Source organism: Pseudomonas nabeulensis, assembly GCF_004682045.1.
Classification (GTDB): domain Bacteria; phylum Pseudomonadota; class Gammaproteobacteria; order Pseudomonadales; family Pseudomonadaceae; genus Aquipseudomonas; species Aquipseudomonas nabeulensis.
Genome location: NZ_QUZT01000016.1, coordinates 1 through 16164, shown reverse-complemented (window position 1 = coordinate 16164; position 16164 = coordinate 1). Strand labels below are relative to the sequence as shown.

The window sequence follows — 16164 nt, the reverse complement described above, 5'->3', positions numbered from 1 at the left end:
GGTTCTTTGTTGACGGGGCTTTACTCAGAAGTTGATCGAGCCTTTGCTCTGGGCTGCAACCATCGTGACCTGGTCGCCGCCGTTCTGTCCTCCACCCTGGCCACCTTGTGCCCCCTGGGTAAGCTGCTCCATCAACTTCTTGATCAGCTCCATGATGTCCTCACCGCCGCCGGAGCCTTGGGCCCCACCGGAACCCTCCCCGCCTTTGGCTTGAAGCTGTTTTTGCAAATCGGCGATTTGCTTCATGAGTGCTTCCGCACCGCCGCCTTGCTGGGAGCCGCTGGCATTGCCGAAGTTGCCCAAGTTACCCATAGCCGAAAAACCGCTGATTGCATCCATCGTTTGACTCCAGACCAGATAAGAAAGTGAACCGACCAGCGAGACCGATCAGTCCAAAATCTGTGGTGAGTGAGTCGGATTGGTTCCGGCGTGCAGTGAGGCTGACACGCGTTGAATGAAGAATCCGCAGGTTTTGGTCTACTTTCCTACTGTTGCAGCTGCGGCGTTTCCTGCCCCATGCATCGCACCGCCTGCTTCTTGTTGTTCACCAGCACACCGCTGAGGCCTTTCTGCTCGGTATCGAACATCACCAACACACCATCAACGCACTGCGCCACTTGGGCCGCAGGGGTCAGGGAGATCTTGTAATCCTCGCCCGGTACGGTCTTGAGCATGGTGAAGTCACTGAGCAACAACGCATCTTCCGGCTTGGCGAAGTGCAGGTAGCCGTAAAACCACAGGCAACCGACGGTGCCGATGATGGTGCCGATGCCGGTGAGGATCAGCGGGATCATGTTGCGTTCTTCGCTCATTGCGGGCTCTCTGATAAATCAGTTTCAGGAATAGGGTAATTCGGAATCTCGCCCAGGCGGCGCAGGCCGTTGAAGTGCTGCGGATCGTCCAGGTAGCGCAGCATCACGGTTTGCCAGGTCTTGTCGGCAAAGGTTTGCACATGACCCCCTCGGGTCAGTTGCAACACTCTTGGCGGCGGTGCTGCCTGATACAGTCGGATGCCGTTGGCCACCGGCACAATCGGGTCATCCAGGCTGTGGAACAGCAGTTTCGGCACGCCCGTCAGTTGGGGCATACCGTGGATCGCGCTGTCGCCGTCCGGCACCAGCCACGACAGCGGCACCTGGAATGGCCATGTTAGCCAGGAGGTGCTCAGGGCGAATTGTCCTACGTCACGATAACTGGCGGGCACGCCGTCCAGCACCAAGGCTTTGAGCCGGGTTTGACGCTCGGGGTGGGCCGCCAGGTAATGCACCGCCAACGCGCCGCCGAGGCTTTGGCCGAGGACGATCAAGGGTTGATGCTGGGTTTCTGGCGCCTTGTCGATCCAGTTGAACGCCGCGTCGACATCCTGATAGACCGCCGGCAACGACGGCTTGCCTTCGGACAGGCCATAGCCGCGATAGTCCAGCAGCAGCACTTGATAGCCCTGCTCGGGCAACCACCAACTGCCGCCCAGGTGCCAGGCCAGGTTGCCGCCATTGCCATGCAGGTGCAACACCGTGCCCTTGAGCGGCACACCGGGTTTGGCGGGCAGCCACCAGGCGTGGAGTTTTACCCCGTCGGCGGTGGTGAGGGTGATGTCACGGTAGTGCAGATGGGCCTTTTCCGGCGTGAATGGCAGACCCGGCTCGGGGTAGAACAGCAGGGAGCTGCAACCGTTCAAAGTGAGGAGCAGGCACAGAATGCCGAGGATTCTCATCCGTTGAAGCCTCGCTATTTGCTAAAAATATTCAGACTGGTGGAGATTCAAATGTGGGAGGGGGCTTGCCCCCGATAGCGGTGGGTCAGTTAACACATCGATAGCTGGCATACTGCAATCGGGGGCAAGCCCCCTCCCACATTTGGATCCGGTTTCTTCAGTCAAAACCCCTACAGGATATTGGAATAATCCGCCTCGATCCGATCCAGGCTCAAGTGGTTGAGGAAGTTGGAGAAGCACATCCACGCCGCCAGCGCGTTCATGTCGCGAAACTGCTCCGGCAAGTACTTGGGTGGCACTACCAGGCCTTCGTCCACCAGTTGGCGCAAGGTGCGCATGTCTTCCAGGGTGGTCTTGCCGCAGAACAACAACGGCACTTGTTCCAGCTTGCCTTTGCGCACGGCCAGCTGGATGTAGTTGTAGACCATGATAAAGCCCTTGAGGTAGGACAAATCCTTGGTAAACGGCAGACCCGTCGGCACCGAGCCACGGAATACGCGACTGGCATTGCCGTAGCTTTCAGCCATCTCAAAACCTTGCTCGCGGAAGAACTCGAACACCTGCAGGAAGTCGGCGCCCTCTTCCACCATATGGATGGCGCGGGTGCGGTTGGTGAGTTTACGCAGGCGGCTCGGGTAGGAGGCGAAGGTGATGATCTCCATCAGGATCGCCAGGCCTTCCTGGGTCACGGTAGACGACGGTGGGCCCTTGGACAGGAAGGTGCAGATCGGCTGGTTCTGGCCATTGAGGGTGGTGCCCACGTGCACCAGGCCTTCATGCACTTCAAGGGCGCGCACATCGCGGCTGTTGAACATCGCGTCGGCGCGGATCTTGATGTAGTCGGCGCCCGCCGCCGCGTCGGCGACGATGCCGTCTGACTCGAACACACGAATGGTTTCTTCGGCCTCGCCAAACACCTTGTTCAATCGGGTTTGCAGCAGGGCGACGGCGTCCTTGGCGGTGAGGGTCTTGGCCTCGTCCTTCAAGTCGCCACGGCCGTCGATGTTATTCAAGTAGTCGGAGAGCATCAGGCCGAGGTCAGCCAGGGTCGGGTCGCCGGCGTGGAACGCATCGGACGCCGCGCCGTAGAGTTCTTGGGAGATCAGGCCGAAGTCCTCGGTGCCACGCGCTTCAAGCATGCGCACCACCATGCGGTATTCCTTGCACATGCGCCGCATGATCTGCCCCACCGGGCTGAACTGGCCGAGGCGACGGGTGATGTCACGCTCGATGTTCTGGAATTCCAGCTTCACCGCGCTGGAGTCGAACGAGAGTGGCCGGTTGAGGTAGTAATCGCGGTCTACGGCCGGCATTTCCTTGCCCTTGCCCTTGAGAAATCCCTGGCGAATGTTCTCATCCCACTTCACGGCGTCGAGGACGCGAATCGGTGTTTGCGCCAGCACAATGCGATCAGACAAGGTGCGTATCGTCTGCTGGTAATCGTCCACCCGGTGCTTCCTCTTTAAACGTTATTTGCCCGCGCGCTGGTAGCGCACGGCTTCAACGAACACATCGGCATTGGCCGGGTCATCCAGGTAGGCAAACACCTGGTCCGTGGGGCTGTCCACTAAAACGCCGGCGCCCTCGACGGTGTCCACGGTGCTGCCGCTCAAGGTCTTTTGGCCGATGGCCTGGTGGATCTGCTCCAGGTCCAGGTTGTAGACCACCAGTTCGTGGTTTTTGTCGAATTCGAAGCCGGCCAGGATGTAATGCCCACCCAGCTTGGCCGGCAGTGGCGCCGACAAATACCAGCGGCTGCCATGGCGTGACACGGTAAACAGGTACTCATCACGCTGGCCGGGCTTGGCTGTAGGGTAGCTCACGGCTTTGTAGCGATGGTTGCCGGCGGCGGTGATGTGCAGATTGAGCGGCTCGCCCCAGGCGTTTTTGCTGGACCATTGGCCGATCAACTCCTGCGGCGCGGCTTCATGGGCCGGCAGTGGGTCCTTGAAGGTCACAAGGCAACCGCTTAGTAGCAGGAATGATAGGGCGATTGCTAGAACACGCCAGGTTTTCATCACGTACTCCACGGTTGATATAGGCGGAACCGCTGTATGTGGGAGGGGGCTTGCTCCCGATAGCAGGCTGTCAGTTGATGAATCAGGTGACTGATCCACCGCTATCGGGAGCAAGCCCCCTCCCACATAAAGCGGATCGCACATAGGCAGGGCTACACCGAGGCGAGCACCAAATGCATATAACGCTTGAGAATCTCAAGCATCTCTTCACCGGTCAGAGGCTCTGCGCCGCCCAGCAGGCCCTGATATTCCATCCGACCGATTATCGCCGTCAACACTTTGGCATCTTGTTGCGGCTCGCGCGAGCCCAGTACCTGGAAGAACTGCCCGGTGCCCTGCAATAGAATTTGCTGGTGGGAGCGTACCAACTCGGCCAGGCGCGGGTTCAGCAAGGCTTCCTGGCGGAAGGCCTGTTCGGCCATCAGGAAGTCACGCCGGTTGGTCAGTTGGCGTTGGACGTAGTCGGCGGTGAGCCGCGCAATATCATCGGCCAGTTGGGAGCGCGACTGCGGGCTGCCATCGCCATAGGCAACCATCTCACGCAACAGCCCCTCGTTGCGCACCCACAGCTTGCCCATGAAGGCAGCGCTACGTTCGACGTATTGGGCGAAGGTATCGGTGAGCAGGTCATCGATGTCCTTGAAGTAGTAAGTGGTGGCCGACAGCGGCACCCCCGCCTCGGCCGCCACTGCCCGGTGGCGCACCGCACGAACCCCCTCGCGCACCACGATGCGCATGGCTGCATCGAGAATGTCCTGCCTGCGTTGCTCACTGCCCCGACGACTGGCCTTGCGGCCCTGGTACTGGACGCTTTCAGCCACGGCAGCAGCAATGCCGGCGGCGCCTTCCTGAGCGATTACGCGGTTCACGACACACATCCTTGAATTGATCAAAACCTGGCGCTGTTTGCTTGACGCTTAAAGACGCCACATAAAAAAGCCGCCTTATAAAAGGCGGCTTCGGATTTCGCTACGGTTACGCTTGTGGCCGCATATGCGGGAACAAGATCACGTCGCGGATCGACGGCGAGTTGGTCAACAGCATCACCAGGCGATCGATGCCGATACCCTCACCGGCGGTTGGCGGCATGCCGTATTCCAGGGCACGGACAAAGTCGGCGTCGTAGTGCATGGCTTCGTCGTCGCCAGCGTCCTTGTCGGCCACCTGGGCCATGAAGCGCTCGGCCTGGTCTTCCGCGTCGTTAAGCTCGGAATAGGCGTTGGCGATTTCGCGGCCGCCGATGAACAGCTCGAAACGGTCGGTGACATTCGGGTTGTCATCGTTGCGACGGGCCAGCGGCGACACTTCGAACGGGTACTGGGTAATGAAGTGCGGCTGTTCCAGCTTGTGCTCCACCAGTTCTTCGAAAATCATCACCTGCAGTTTGCCCAGGCCTTCAAAGCCCAGCACCTTGGCGCCGGCTTTCTTGGCGATGGCGCGGGCCTTGTCGATGTCATTCAGGTCGTCAGCGGTCAGCTCGGGGTTGTACTTGAGGATCGAGTCGAACACCGACAGACGCACGAACGGCTCGCCGAAGTGGAACACCTTGTCGCCGTACGGCACGTCGGTGCTGCCCAACACCAGCTGCGCCAGCTCGCGGAACAGTTCTTCGGTCAGGTCCATGTTGTCTTCATAGTCGGCGTAGGCCTGGTAGAACTCCAACATGGTGAATTCAGGGTTGTGACGGGTCGAAACGCCTTCGTTACGGAAGTTGCGGTTGATCTCGAACACTTTTTCGAAGCCGCCAACCACCAAGCGCTTGAGGTACAGCTCCGGCGCGATACGCAGGAACATTTCCATGTCCAGCGCGTTGTGGTGGGTTTCGAACGGCTTGGCTGCGGCACCACCGGGGATGGTTTGCAGCATCGGGGTTTCCACTTCCAGGAAGTCACGCGCCATCAGGAAGCTGCGAATGTGCGCAATCACTTGCGAACGCACGCGGAAGGTGTGACGCACGTCTTCGTTGACGATCAGGTCAACGTAGCGCTGGCGGTAGCGCTGCTCGGTGTCGGTCAGGCCGTGGTGCTTGTCCGGCAGCGGGCGCAGGGATTTGGTCAACAGGCGCACGTTGGTCATCTCAACGTACAGGTCGCCCTTGCCGGAACGGGCCAGGGTGCCTTCGGCGGCGATGATGTCGCCCATGTCCCAGGTTTTCACCGCGGCCAGGGTTTCTTCCGGCAAGGTCTTGCGGTTGACGTAGACCTGGATGCGACCGGTCATGTCCTGGATCACCATGAACGAGCCACGGTTGAGCATGATGCGACCTGCCACCTTGACCGGGATCGCAGCCTCTGCCAGCTCTTCCTTGGTCTTGTCCGCGTATTGCTTCTGCAAGGCATCGCAGTAGTTTTCGCGACGGAAGTCGTTGGGGAAGGCATTGCCCTTGGCGCGCTCGGCAGCAAGCTTTTCCTTGCGCAAGGCGATCAGGGAGTTTTCTTCCTGTTGCAGGGCTTGCGGGTCGAGTTGTTGGTCGCTCATGTCTTTAAATCTTCCATCACAGATTAGGGTGTTACAGGCCTGATTTCAGGCTGGCTTCAAGGTATTCGTCGATGTCGCCGTCGAGCACCTTGTCGCAGTCACTGCGTTCGATGTTAGTGCGCAGATCCTTGATCCGCGACGCGTCGAGCACATAAGAGCGGATCTGGTGCCCCCAACCGATGTCGGACTTGCTGTCTTCCAAGGCTTGGGACGCCGCATTGCGCTTTTGCATCTCCAACTCGTACAACTTGGCCCGCAGCATTTTCATGGCGGTGTCTTTGTTGGCGTGCTGGGAACGTTCGTTCTGGCAGCTGACCACGGTGTTGGTCGGTACGTGGGTGATACGTACGGCCGAGTCGGTGGTGTTTACGTGCTGACCACCGGCGCCGGAGGAACGGTAGGTGTCGATGCGCAGGTCGGCCGGGTTGATCTCGATCTCTACCTTGTCATCGATCTCGGGCGAGACGAACACGGCGGAGAACGACGTGTGGCGACGGTTGCCGGAGTCGAACGGGCTTTTGCGCACCAGGCGGTGCACGCCGATCTCGGTACGCAGCCAACCAAAGGCGTATTCACCCTTGATATGCACGGTCGCGCCCTTGATACCGGCCACTTCACCGGCGGACAGTTCCATGATGGTCGCTTCGAAACCGCGTTTATCCGCCCAGCGCAGGTACATGCGCAGCAGGATGTTGGCCCAGTCCTGGGCCTCGGTGCCGCCGGAGCCGGCCTGGATGTCCAGGTAGGCGTTGTTCGGGTCCATTTCATGGCTGAACATACGACGGAATTCGAGTTTGGCGAGGTTTTCCTCAAGACGGGCCAGCTCGGCGACGACATCGCCCACTGCGCCTTCGTCGTTTTCTTCGACGGCCATGTCCAGCAGGTCACGGCAATCGCCCAGACCGGTGTTCAGTTCGTCGAGGGTCTCGACGATCTGCGCCAGCGCAGCGCGCTCACGCCCCAGTTCCTGGGCGTATTCAGGTTTGTTCCAGACAGCCGGATCTTCAAGCTCGCGGTTGACCTCGGTCAGACGCTCATGCTTTTGATCGTAGTCAAAGATACCCCCGAATAGTTTCGGAGCGCTCGGACAGGTCCTTGATGGTGTTAAGGATCGGGTTGATTTCCATGGCGGGCAGCACTCGTTGGCGAACTTTTGAAAGCCGGCGAGTATAACGGCAAACGGGGGGAAACGGCAGCCCGCTTGGCGAAAAGGCGGGGTTGCAGGCAATCTCAAGACCAATGAAATTCAAATGTGGGAGGGGGCTTGCCCCCGATGACAGTGTGTCAGCCAAACATCAGGTGGCTGACATACCGCTATCGGGGGCAAGCCCCCTCCCACAAAAGCCCACTCCCACAGTTGGATTTGCGCTGACCTCTGGGTCACTCAATCCCCACCTGATTGCGCCCATTATGCTTGGCCGTATACAACCCCTTGTCCGCCGCCAATATCACCTGCCGGCAATCCGTGCCCAGCTGCGGCGTCATGGTCGACAAACCGATGCTGATGGTCAGGTGCGAACCCTCGCTCGGCGCGATATGCGGGATTTTCAACCCGGCTACGGCCATGCGCAGTTTCTCGGCCACCAACCTTGCGCCGCCCGGCGAGGTGTTGGGCAGCACCAACGCAAACTCCTCACCCCCGTAACGCGCCGGCAAATCCGAGGGGCGACTGCTGGCTTCGCGGATAGCCCCAGCAACTTTGCGCAGGGCCTCATCCCCTTCGACGTGGCCGAAGCTGTCGTTGTAGGTCTTGAAGAAGTCCACGTCGATCATCAGCAGCGACAGTTGGGTCTGGTCGCGCATGGCGCGGCGCCATTCCAGTTCCAGGTATTCGTCGAAGTGGCGGCGGTTGGACAGCCCGGTGAGGCCATCGGAGTTCATCAGGCGTTGCAGCACCAGGTTGGTGTCCAGCAGCTGTTGCTGGCTGACCCGCAGTGCGCGGTAGGCAGCATCCCGTTGCAACAGGGTCATGTAGGAGCGCGAGTGATAGCGGATGCGCGCCACCAACTCGATATTGTCCGGCAGCTTCACCAGGTAGTCATTGGCCCCGGCCGCGAACGCCGCGCTCTTGATCATCGGGTCTTCCTTGGTGGAAAGCACGATGATCGGAATGTTCTGCGTGGCCGGGTGGTTGCGGTATTCGCGCACCAGGGTCAGGCCGTCGAGACCGGGCATCACCAAGTCTTGCAGGATCACCGTGGGCTTGATGCGAATGGCCTGGGCAATCGCCTGGTGCGGATCGGCACAAAAGTGGAAGTCGATGTTTTCTTCCTGGGCCAAGCCACGCCGTACGGCTTCGCCGATCATGGCTTGGTCGTCGACCAGCAACACCATGGCGGCGTTTTCGTCGGTCTTGATGTCGTCGATCTGTAAATCATTCATGTGCAGTCACCTGAATTACTACCAGCAAGCCAGCACTGCAAAAGGTATGGCTCATTTTGCAAACACCTCCAGCAGTCGGGGCGCAATTCTATCCAATGGGCGAATTTCAACAGCAGCATCAATCGCCGCCGCCGCTTTGGGCATGCCATACACCGCCGAGCTTTGCTGATCCTGGGCGATGGTCAAATAACCTTGTTCACGTAGCAACTTCAGGCCCTGGGCCCCGTCGCGGCCCATGCCGGTCAGCAGCACGCCGACGGCGTCACCGTTCCAGTGGCTGGCCACGCTTTCGAAAAATACGTCGATCGAAGGCCGGTAAATCTCGTTTACCGGCTCTGCGGTATAGGCCAGGGTGCCGTTTTTCAGTAACCGGATATGGTGGTTAGTGCCCGCCAGCAGCACCACGCCGCTTTGTGGCGGCTCACCTTCGCGGGCCAGGCGCACCGGTAGGCCCGAGGCGCTGCTCAGCCACTCGGCCATGCCGGCGGCGAACACCTGGTCCACATGCTGCACCAGCACAATGGCGGCGGGAAAGTCCCGGGGCAAGCCCTTGAGCAGGATTTCCAGGGCAGCCGGGCCGCCTGCGGAAGAACCAATGGCCACCAGGCTCTCACGCTTGCCGGTGATACGCGGCGGTGCGGCCTCAGCCCGTACGCGGCTGCCGCGCTGGCCGATCAGCCAACCGATATTGAGGATCTTGCGCAACAGCGGCGCCGCCGCGTCCTTGGGATTGCCCACGCCCAATGTGGGTGTATCCACCACATCCAGGGCGCCATGGCCCATGGCTTCGAACACGCGACTGACGTTGGCCTGGCGGTCGACGGTCACGATGACGATGGCACACGGCGTCTGCGCCATGATCTGGCGCGTGGCTTCCACGCCGTCCATCACCGGCATGATCAGGTCCATCAGGATCAGGTCCGGCGTGAGTTCGGCGCATCGCTGCACTGCCTCCAGGCCATTACTGGCCACCCACACCACTTCGTGGGCGGGCTCGAAGCTCAAGGCACGGCGCAGGGCCTCGACCGCCAGGGGCATATCATTGACGATCGCAATTCTCATGCCCGCGCGCCTCCAATCAGCTCCACCACGGCGTCCAGCAGGGCGTCATCATGGAAACTGGCTTTGGCTAAATAATAGTCGGCGCCGGCGTCCAGTCCACGGCGTCGGTCTTCTTCACGGTCTTTATAGGACACCACCATCACCGGCAACGATTGCAGGCGACTGTCTCGGCGCAACAATGTGACCAATTCAATACCGTCCATACGAGGCATATCAATATCAGTGATCAGCAGGTCGAAGTCTTCGGAACGCAAGGCGTTCCAGCCGTCCATGCCATCGACCGCCACCGCCACTTCATAACCGCGATTAAGTAACAATTTGCGTTGCAGTTCACGCACGGTGAGGGAGTCATCCACCACCAGCACCCGCTTACGCGGCGCTTCGGTGGCTTGCTGGCTGCGCCGGGCGATGCGTTCCAGGCGGCCGGTGTTCAGCAGTTTGTCCACCGAACGCAGCATGTCTTCCACGTCAACGATCAACACCACCGAGCCATCATCGAGCAAGGCGCCGGCGGAAATGTCCTGGACCTTGCCCAAGCGATCATCCAGCGGCAATACCACCAGGGTGCGCTCGCCGATAAAGCGCTCCACGGCAATCCCGTACACGGCATCGCGCTCGCGGATCACCACGACTTTCAAGGTCTCTTCGTTATTCTGCCCAGGCGGACGTTGCAACAATTGGCTCGCCGCGACCAGCCCGACATGCCGGCCTTCGTGCCAGAAATGCTGGCGGCCTTCCAGTTGCACGATGTCGTCCGGCGCCAAGTCGCACATGCGTTCAATGTGCGCCAGCGGGAAGGCATAGGCTTCTTCGCCCACTTCCACCACCAGGCTGCGGACCACCGACAAGGTCAACGGTACTTCCAGGTGGAACCGACTGCCCTGCCCCGCCGTCTGCTCCAGCACCACCGCGCCGCGCAGTTGGCGCACCATGTGTTGCACCGCATCCAGGCCGACACCGCGCCCGGACACTTCGGTGACCTTGTCCCGCAGGCTGAAACCCGGCAGGAACAGGAATGTCAGCAGCTCTTCTTCGCTCAGGCGCTGGGCGGTTTCCAACGGCGAAAGATGCCGGTCGACGATGCTGCCGCGCAGGCGCTCCAGGTCGACGCCATTGCCGTCGTCGCTCAGTTCCAGCACCAGCAAGCCGGCCTGATGGGACGCGCGCAGCCGAATCACGCCCTCGGCGGGTTTGCCCGCGAGTATGCGTTGCTCGGGCATTTCGATGCCGTGGTCGACGGCATTGCGCAATAAGTGAGTGAGCGGCGCTTCGAGCTTTTCCAGCACGTCGCGGTCGACCTGGGTCTTTTCGCCCTCAATCTCCAGGCGCACTTGCTTGCCCAGGCTACGGCCGAGGTCACGGACCATGCGCACCTGCCCCGCCAGCACGTCGGCAAACGGGCGCATGCGGCACGCCAGCGCGGTGTCGTAGAGCACTTGGGCACGTTGCCCGGCCTGCCAACCAAACTCGTCCAGCTCGGCGGTTTTTTCCGCCAGCAGGGCCTGGGCCTCGCTGAGCAGGCGACGGGTATCGGCCAGGGCTTCCTGGGCTTCAAGGTTCAAGTCCAGGGTCTTGAGCTGGCCGTCCAGGGTATCCAGGGCCCGTGCACCTTGGCTCTGGATACGTTTGAGGCGCTGCATGCTGGCGAGGTACGGCTTGAGCCGCTGGGTTTCCACCAGGGATTTGCTGGACAGGTCCAACAGGCTGTTCAAGCGCTCGGCGGTCACCCGCAGCACGCGCTCGCCGCCTTCGGTCATGCGTTTGTTCTGGCGCACCGGCTCAGCGGTCACCGGCGGCGCGGGTTCGGGCTCAGGCGGCAGCTCTTCAACGATAGGTGCGGGCTCGGGCGCAGGTGGCGGCGTGACTTTGGCAACCGGCGCCTGGGACGGATCAAGCAAACGCTCCATCAACGCCACATACGCCTCGATATCCGCCGGGCCCACGTCATTGCCGGGGGTGGCGATGCGCATCAGCAGGTCGGTGCCTTGCAGCAGCGCGTCGATATGCTCGGGTTGCAGGTACAGGCGGCCTTCCTGGGCGCTGACCAGGCAATCTTCCATCACATGGGACACGCTGACACCCGCGTCCACGCCGACGATACGCGCCGCGCCCTTGAGGGAATGGGCGGCGCGCATGCAGGCTTCCAGCTGGTCGGCCTGGGTCGGGTTGCGCTCCAGGGCCAGCAACCCCGCGCTGAGGACCTGGGTCTGCGCGTCGGCTTCCAGGCTGAACAGTTCCAGCAGCGACGCATCGCGCATCTGGTCGGGGGTCATGTAAGGCTCCGGGTCACGGCGGACAACAATTGCGCCTCGTCCAGCCAACGCAGGCTGCGGCCTTTCCACTGCAACACACCTTGGGTGAAACGCGCACTGGCCTGGGTGCCAGAGGCCGAAGCCGCCGTCAGGGTCCGCTCATCAATGGCATGAATGCCATCAACCTCATCCACCGGCACCACCACCGGGCCATCCTGGGCCGCGATGATCAGCATGCGCGGCATGATGCGCCCGCCGGTGGCGCCGTTGCTGGTGGCGTCCAGCCCAAGCAACTCCACCAGCGACAGGCAGGCCACCAGCGCACCGCGCACATTGGCCACGCCGAGCAAGGCACGGGAGCGTTGGTGCGGCAGGGAATGGATCGGTTGCAGCGGAGCGACTTCCACCAGGCAGCGGGTCGCGATGCCCAGCCATTCTTCGCCAAGACGGAACATCAGCAACGAACGGGTGGCCACGTCCTCGCTGATTTCGGCGGCGGACTGTGGGCGCCGGTCGTCCTGCTGCAACGCGTAGCGGTCCAGCAGGCGCGTGGCAGCGGCGGAATACACCGAGCAATTGCGGCAGTGGATATGGTCTGCCAATAACGGGCAGGACTTGTCGCCATGGATGCCGATGCGGTTCCAGCAGTCATCGATGGCTTGGGTATCCGTCAGGGTCAGGTCCAGGCCTGCGGTGTCGAGCACGTCCGGGCTACTCATCGTTTAGGCTCACTGTCAGCTCGCTCGCTACGTGCGGCCCGCGCCTGCAAGCGACGCGCCCCCGCCGTGTCGCCCTGGGACTCGAGCAACGCGGCCAGGTGCATCAAGGCCTGCGGGTGCTGCGGTTCCAGGTACAAGGCTTTGCGGTAAAACCCCTGGGCCTCCAGGGCGCTGCCGGCCACATCGCTGAGCAGCCCCAGCCAATAGAACACTTGGGCGGCCGGCGGGTGGTTGTTCAAATATTGTTCACAGGCTGCACGGGCCTCGGCGCTCTTGCCTTCGTTGGCGAGCGTGGCGATCCGACTCAACAAGGTATCGGCATCCGACGCCGGCGCCTTGATCGGCACCACCTGGGCGCTGACGGTGCTGAACGGTCGCGGCTTGGCCGGAATCGGTGCAGCACTGCGTGGCGGCAGGGGCGCCGGTATAAACACCGGCAGCGGTTCCGGCTTGGCCGGTTCGGCATGCCGGCTGAATGCAAACGACTGAGGCACGCCAATCGAACGCATGCCGTGGCGCCCCAGCAGGCTGCCTTCGGCGGGGCCGATAAACAGCACGCCGTCCACATGGGTCAGGCCCTTGAGCACATCGAACACTTGCTTCTGGGTTGGCTGATCGAAATAGATCAGCAGGTTGCGACAGAACACAAAGTCATAGCTCGACTCATTGGCCAACAGCGCCGGATCGAGCAGGTTGCCGACTTGCAGGCGCACTTGTTCGCGCACGCGGTCGGCGATGTGGTAACCGTCGCCATATTCGGTGAAGTGGCGGTCACGAAAACTCAGCTCGCCGCCGCGAAAGGAGTTTTTGCCGTACACCCCACGGCAGGCACGCTCCACCGACAACGGGCTGACGTCCATGCCCTGCACCTTGAATTGATGCGGCGCCAAACCGGCGTCCAGCAGCGCCATCGCAATCGAATAGGGTTCTTCGCCGGTAGAACATGGCAGGCTGAGGATGCGCAGAGCACGCATCTGCTTGATCTCGGCCAGACGCGCCTTGGCCAGCCGCGCCAGGGTCGCGAAGGACTCCGGGTAACGGAAAAACCAGGTCTCGGGGACGATCACCGCTTCGATCAGCGCTTGCTGCTCATCGTGGGAGCTTTGCAGATGTTGCCAGTATTCGGCGGCCGTTTGCGCCTGCACGGCCTGGGTACGCTGGCGCACCGCACGCTCGATGATGGCTTCGCCCACCGAGGCGACGTCCAGGCCGATACGTTCTTTAAGGAAGGCAAAGAACCGCGGGTCGTTGCTCATGCGCTCAACTCGGCGGAAAACAACAGGGCGCGAACGTCGTCGGTCAGCAGGTCGTTGACGCCGATCCATTGCATCAAGCCCAGGGCATCTTCACGCACCGGTCCCAGGTAGCGAGCCTGGCGGTTGTCCAGGCCGTAGGGCTGGAACTCCGCCGGGTCGCAACGCAGGGTGTCGGTGGCCTGTTCGAGGATCAACCCCAGCCAACGCGATTCGATCCAGGGTTCTGGCTGATAACTGACCAGCACCAGGCGTGTACTGGTACGAGCCTGGGCCGGTGTGCCAAAGGTCAGCGCACTCAGGTCGATGACCGGCACCAGCGCCCCGCGATGGGCAAAGATGCCCGCCACCCAACCCGGCGCATGGGCGATGGGTTTGAGCGGCAGGCGCGGCAGCACCTCGGCCACTTCCGTAGCCTTGAGGGCGTAACGTTCCTGGCCGATATGGAACACCAGGAACAACGCCTTTTTCGCTGCCGGAACGGCACCGCGTTTAGCCGCGAGGTCGCTCATCAGACTTTGAAACGCGACACGCCGCTGCGCAGACCGACCGCAACCTGGCTTAATTCATCAATGGCAAAGCTGGCCTGGCGCAGGGACTCCACGGTCTGGCTGCTGGCATCGCCCAATTGCACCAGCGCGTGGTTGATCTGCTCGGCGCCAGTGGCCTGGGCCTGCATGCCTTCGTTGACCATCAACACCCGCGGCGCCAGGGCCTGAACCTGATGGATGATCTGCGACAGTTGCTCGCCCACTTGCTGCACCTCGAACATGCCCCGGCGCACTTCCTCGGAGAACTTGTCCATGCCCATCACGCCGGCAGACACCGCCGACTGGATCTCACGCACCATCTGCTCGATGTCGTAGGTCGCCACGGCGGTCTGGTCGGCGAGGCGACGCACTTCGGTGGCGACCACGGCAAAGCCGCGCCCGTATTCGCCGGCCTTCTCGGCCTCAATCGCCGCGTTGAGCGAGAGCAGGTTGGTCTGGTCGGCGACCTTGACGATGGTCACCACCACTTGGTTGATGTTGCCGGCCTTCTCATTGAGGATCGCCAGCTTGGCGTTCACCAGGTCCGCAGCACCCATCACCGAATGCATGGTTTCTTCCATACGCGCCAGGCCTTGCTGGCCGGAACCGGCGGCCACCGAGGCCTGATCGGCGGCGGTGGACACTTCGGTCATGGTGCGCACCAGGTCCTTGGACGTGGCGGCGATTTCGCGGGAAGTGGCGCCGATCTCGGTGGTCGTCGCCGCGGTCTCGGTGGCAGTGGCTTGTTGTTGCTTGGAAGTCGCGGCAATTTCGGTGACCGAGGTGGTGACCTGCACCGACGAGCGCTGCGCCTGGGACACCAGGGCGGTCAGCTCGGTCATCATGTCGTTGAAGCCGGTTTCTACCGCGTTGAATTCGTCCTTGCGTTCCAGGTTCAGGCGCTTGCTCAGGTCGCCGTCGCGCATGGTTTCGAGGATTTCGACGATGCGCTGCATCGGCGCCATGATTGCGCGCATCAACAGCAGGCCGCACAAGCCGGCCGCCAGGATCGCCACTGCCAACGACACGAACATGCTGACTTTCGCGGCAGCGACCGCGTCGTCGATGGCGGCGGTGGCACGGTCCGACACGCTTTTGTTTTCGGTGATGATGTCATTGAGCTTCATGCGGCCTTCGGTCCAGATCGGCGTCAATTGCTCTTCCAGCAAGACGCGCGCGGCCGGCAGGTCGTTGTTTTCCACACGGTCCAGCAACTCGGCCAATACCTTGTTGTAGGTGATGTGTGCCGCCTTGAAGTTATCGAACTCCATGCGATCAGCCTGGCCATGGATGGTTTTTTCGTAGTTGGCCATCTGCTGTTCGATGCGCGCTTCGAAGGTTTTGTAGTCTGTCTTGTCGGTATTGGTGAAGGTTTTATCCTCACGCAGACCAATGATATCGATGGTCTCCAAATAGCTGTCGACCCAGGCACTGCGGATCATCGAACTGAGGTAGACGCCCGGAACGGCGTCATCCCGCACCGACTCCTGGCTGGATTCGATCTTCAACAACCGTGAATAAGAGACCACGACCATTAACAGCATGATGGCGATAATGACTGCAAAACTAGCCAAGATCCGTTGGCGCAGGGTCCAGTTCTTCACAGTGTTTCCTCGAAGGGCCGATCAAATGCGGGGGAGTATAGCTGAGCAGATGCCCTCATTAATCAATGGGTTTTGATGTGGGGCTCACAGAATGCAAATAATGAGGTTCTAAGGCCATACACAATGCAAATGTGGGAGGGGGCTTGCCCTAA

General features: G+C 61.2%; 15 protein-coding genes. All 15 read right to left on the bottom strand.

Features of this window, described 5'->3' with window-relative positions:
• Positions 1 to 24: 24 nt before the first annotated feature.
• The 15 genes from DYL61_RS10840 to DYL61_RS10770 all read right to left on the bottom strand — a co-directional run bounded on the left by DYL61_RS10840 (position 25) and on the right by DYL61_RS10770 (position 16012).
• A complete protein-coding gene (locus tag DYL61_RS10840; protein WP_135308332.1) occupies positions 25 to 339 on the bottom strand; it encodes a hypothetical protein in 315 nt (104 codons plus the stop codon).
• 146 nt (positions 340 to 485) lie between these two features.
• A complete protein-coding gene (locus DYL61_RS10835; RefSeq protein ID WP_017738324.1) occupies positions 486 to 812 on the bottom strand; it encodes a PA3694 family proteiin in 327 nt (108 codons plus the stop codon).
• Entirely contained in the window at positions 809 to 1714 is a 906-nt protein-coding gene (locus DYL61_RS10830; RefSeq protein WP_135308331.1) for an alpha/beta hydrolase, read from the bottom strand. The genes DYL61_RS10835 and DYL61_RS10830 overlap by 4 nt, the downstream gene beginning before the upstream one ends.
• 170 nt (positions 1715 to 1884) lie before the next feature.
• On the bottom strand, positions 1885 to 3162 hold the full coding sequence (locus DYL61_RS10825; RefSeq protein ID WP_135308330.1) for a flavohemoglobin expression-modulating QEGLA motif protein: 1278 nt from the start codon (positions 3160 to 3162) through the stop codon (positions 1885 to 1887).
• A 21-nt stretch (positions 3163 to 3183) separates the two neighbouring features.
• Positions 3184 to 3732, bottom strand: a complete 549-nt coding sequence (locus DYL61_RS10820) for a hypothetical protein (protein ID WP_135308329.1) — start codon at positions 3730 to 3732, stop codon at positions 3184 to 3186.
• 152 nt (positions 3733 to 3884) lie between these two features.
• Positions 3885 to 4601, bottom strand: coding sequence for a TetR/AcrR family transcriptional regulator (locus DYL61_RS10815; protein ID WP_135308328.1), 717 nt, complete (start codon positions 4599 to 4601; stop codon positions 3885 to 3887).
• A gap of 106 nt (positions 4602 to 4707) precedes the next feature.
• Positions 4708 to 6210 (bottom strand): lysine--tRNA ligase, encoded by a 1503-nt coding sequence (gene lysS / locus DYL61_RS10810; RefSeq protein ID WP_105696307.1) that lies wholly within the window; start codon positions 6208 to 6210, stop codon positions 4708 to 4710.
• Positions 6211 to 6241: 31 nt separating this feature from the next.
• Positions 6242 to 7337, bottom strand: a protein-coding gene (gene prfB, locus DYL61_RS10805) for a peptide chain release factor 2 (RefSeq protein ID WP_105696308.1) whose coding sequence is annotated in 2 segments (ribosomal slippage) — positions 6242 to 7264 and positions 7266 to 7337 — 1095 coding nt in all. Because the reading frame shifts where the segments join, the coding sequence is not laid out codon by codon here.
• Between the two features lie 253 nt (positions 7338 to 7590).
• Entirely contained in the window at positions 7591 to 8592 is a 1002-nt protein-coding gene (locus DYL61_RS10800; RefSeq protein ID WP_135308327.1) for a response regulator, read from the bottom strand.
• Between the two features lie 51 nt (positions 8593 to 8643).
• Entirely contained in the window at positions 8644 to 9654 is a 1011-nt protein-coding gene (gene cheB / locus DYL61_RS10795; RefSeq protein WP_135308326.1) for a chemotaxis response regulator protein-glutamate methylesterase, read from the bottom strand.
• On the bottom strand, positions 9651 to 11927 hold the full coding sequence (locus DYL61_RS10790) for a hybrid sensor histidine kinase/response regulator (RefSeq protein ID WP_135308325.1): 2277 nt from the start codon (positions 11925 to 11927) through the stop codon (positions 9651 to 9653). The genes cheB and DYL61_RS10790 overlap by 4 nt, the downstream gene beginning before the upstream one ends.
• The gene (locus DYL61_RS10785; RefSeq protein ID WP_135308324.1) at positions 11924 to 12625 is read right to left on the bottom strand and encodes a chemotaxis protein CheW; all 702 of its coding nucleotides are present in this window, start codon (positions 12623 to 12625) and stop codon (positions 11924 to 11926) included. The genes DYL61_RS10790 and DYL61_RS10785 overlap by 4 nt, the downstream gene beginning before the upstream one ends.
• Positions 12622 to 13881, bottom strand: coding sequence for a CheR family methyltransferase (locus DYL61_RS10780; protein WP_135308323.1), 1260 nt, complete (start codon positions 13879 to 13881; stop codon positions 12622 to 12624). Before DYL61_RS10780 ends, DYL61_RS10785 begins: the two co-directional genes overlap by 4 nt.
• Positions 13878 to 14390 carry a chemotaxis protein CheW gene (locus DYL61_RS10775; protein WP_135308322.1) on the bottom strand — a complete coding sequence of 171 codons (513 nt, stop codon included), beginning with the start codon at positions 14388 to 14390 and terminating at the stop codon, positions 13878 to 13880. Before DYL61_RS10775 ends, DYL61_RS10780 begins: the two co-directional genes overlap by 4 nt.
• Complete coding sequence (locus DYL61_RS10770; RefSeq protein ID WP_135308321.1) at positions 14390 to 16012, bottom strand: methyl-accepting chemotaxis protein; 1623 nt, start codon at positions 16010 to 16012, stop codon at positions 14390 to 14392. Before DYL61_RS10770 ends, DYL61_RS10775 begins: the two co-directional genes overlap by 1 nt.
• Positions 16013 to 16164 lie beyond the last annotated feature (152 nt).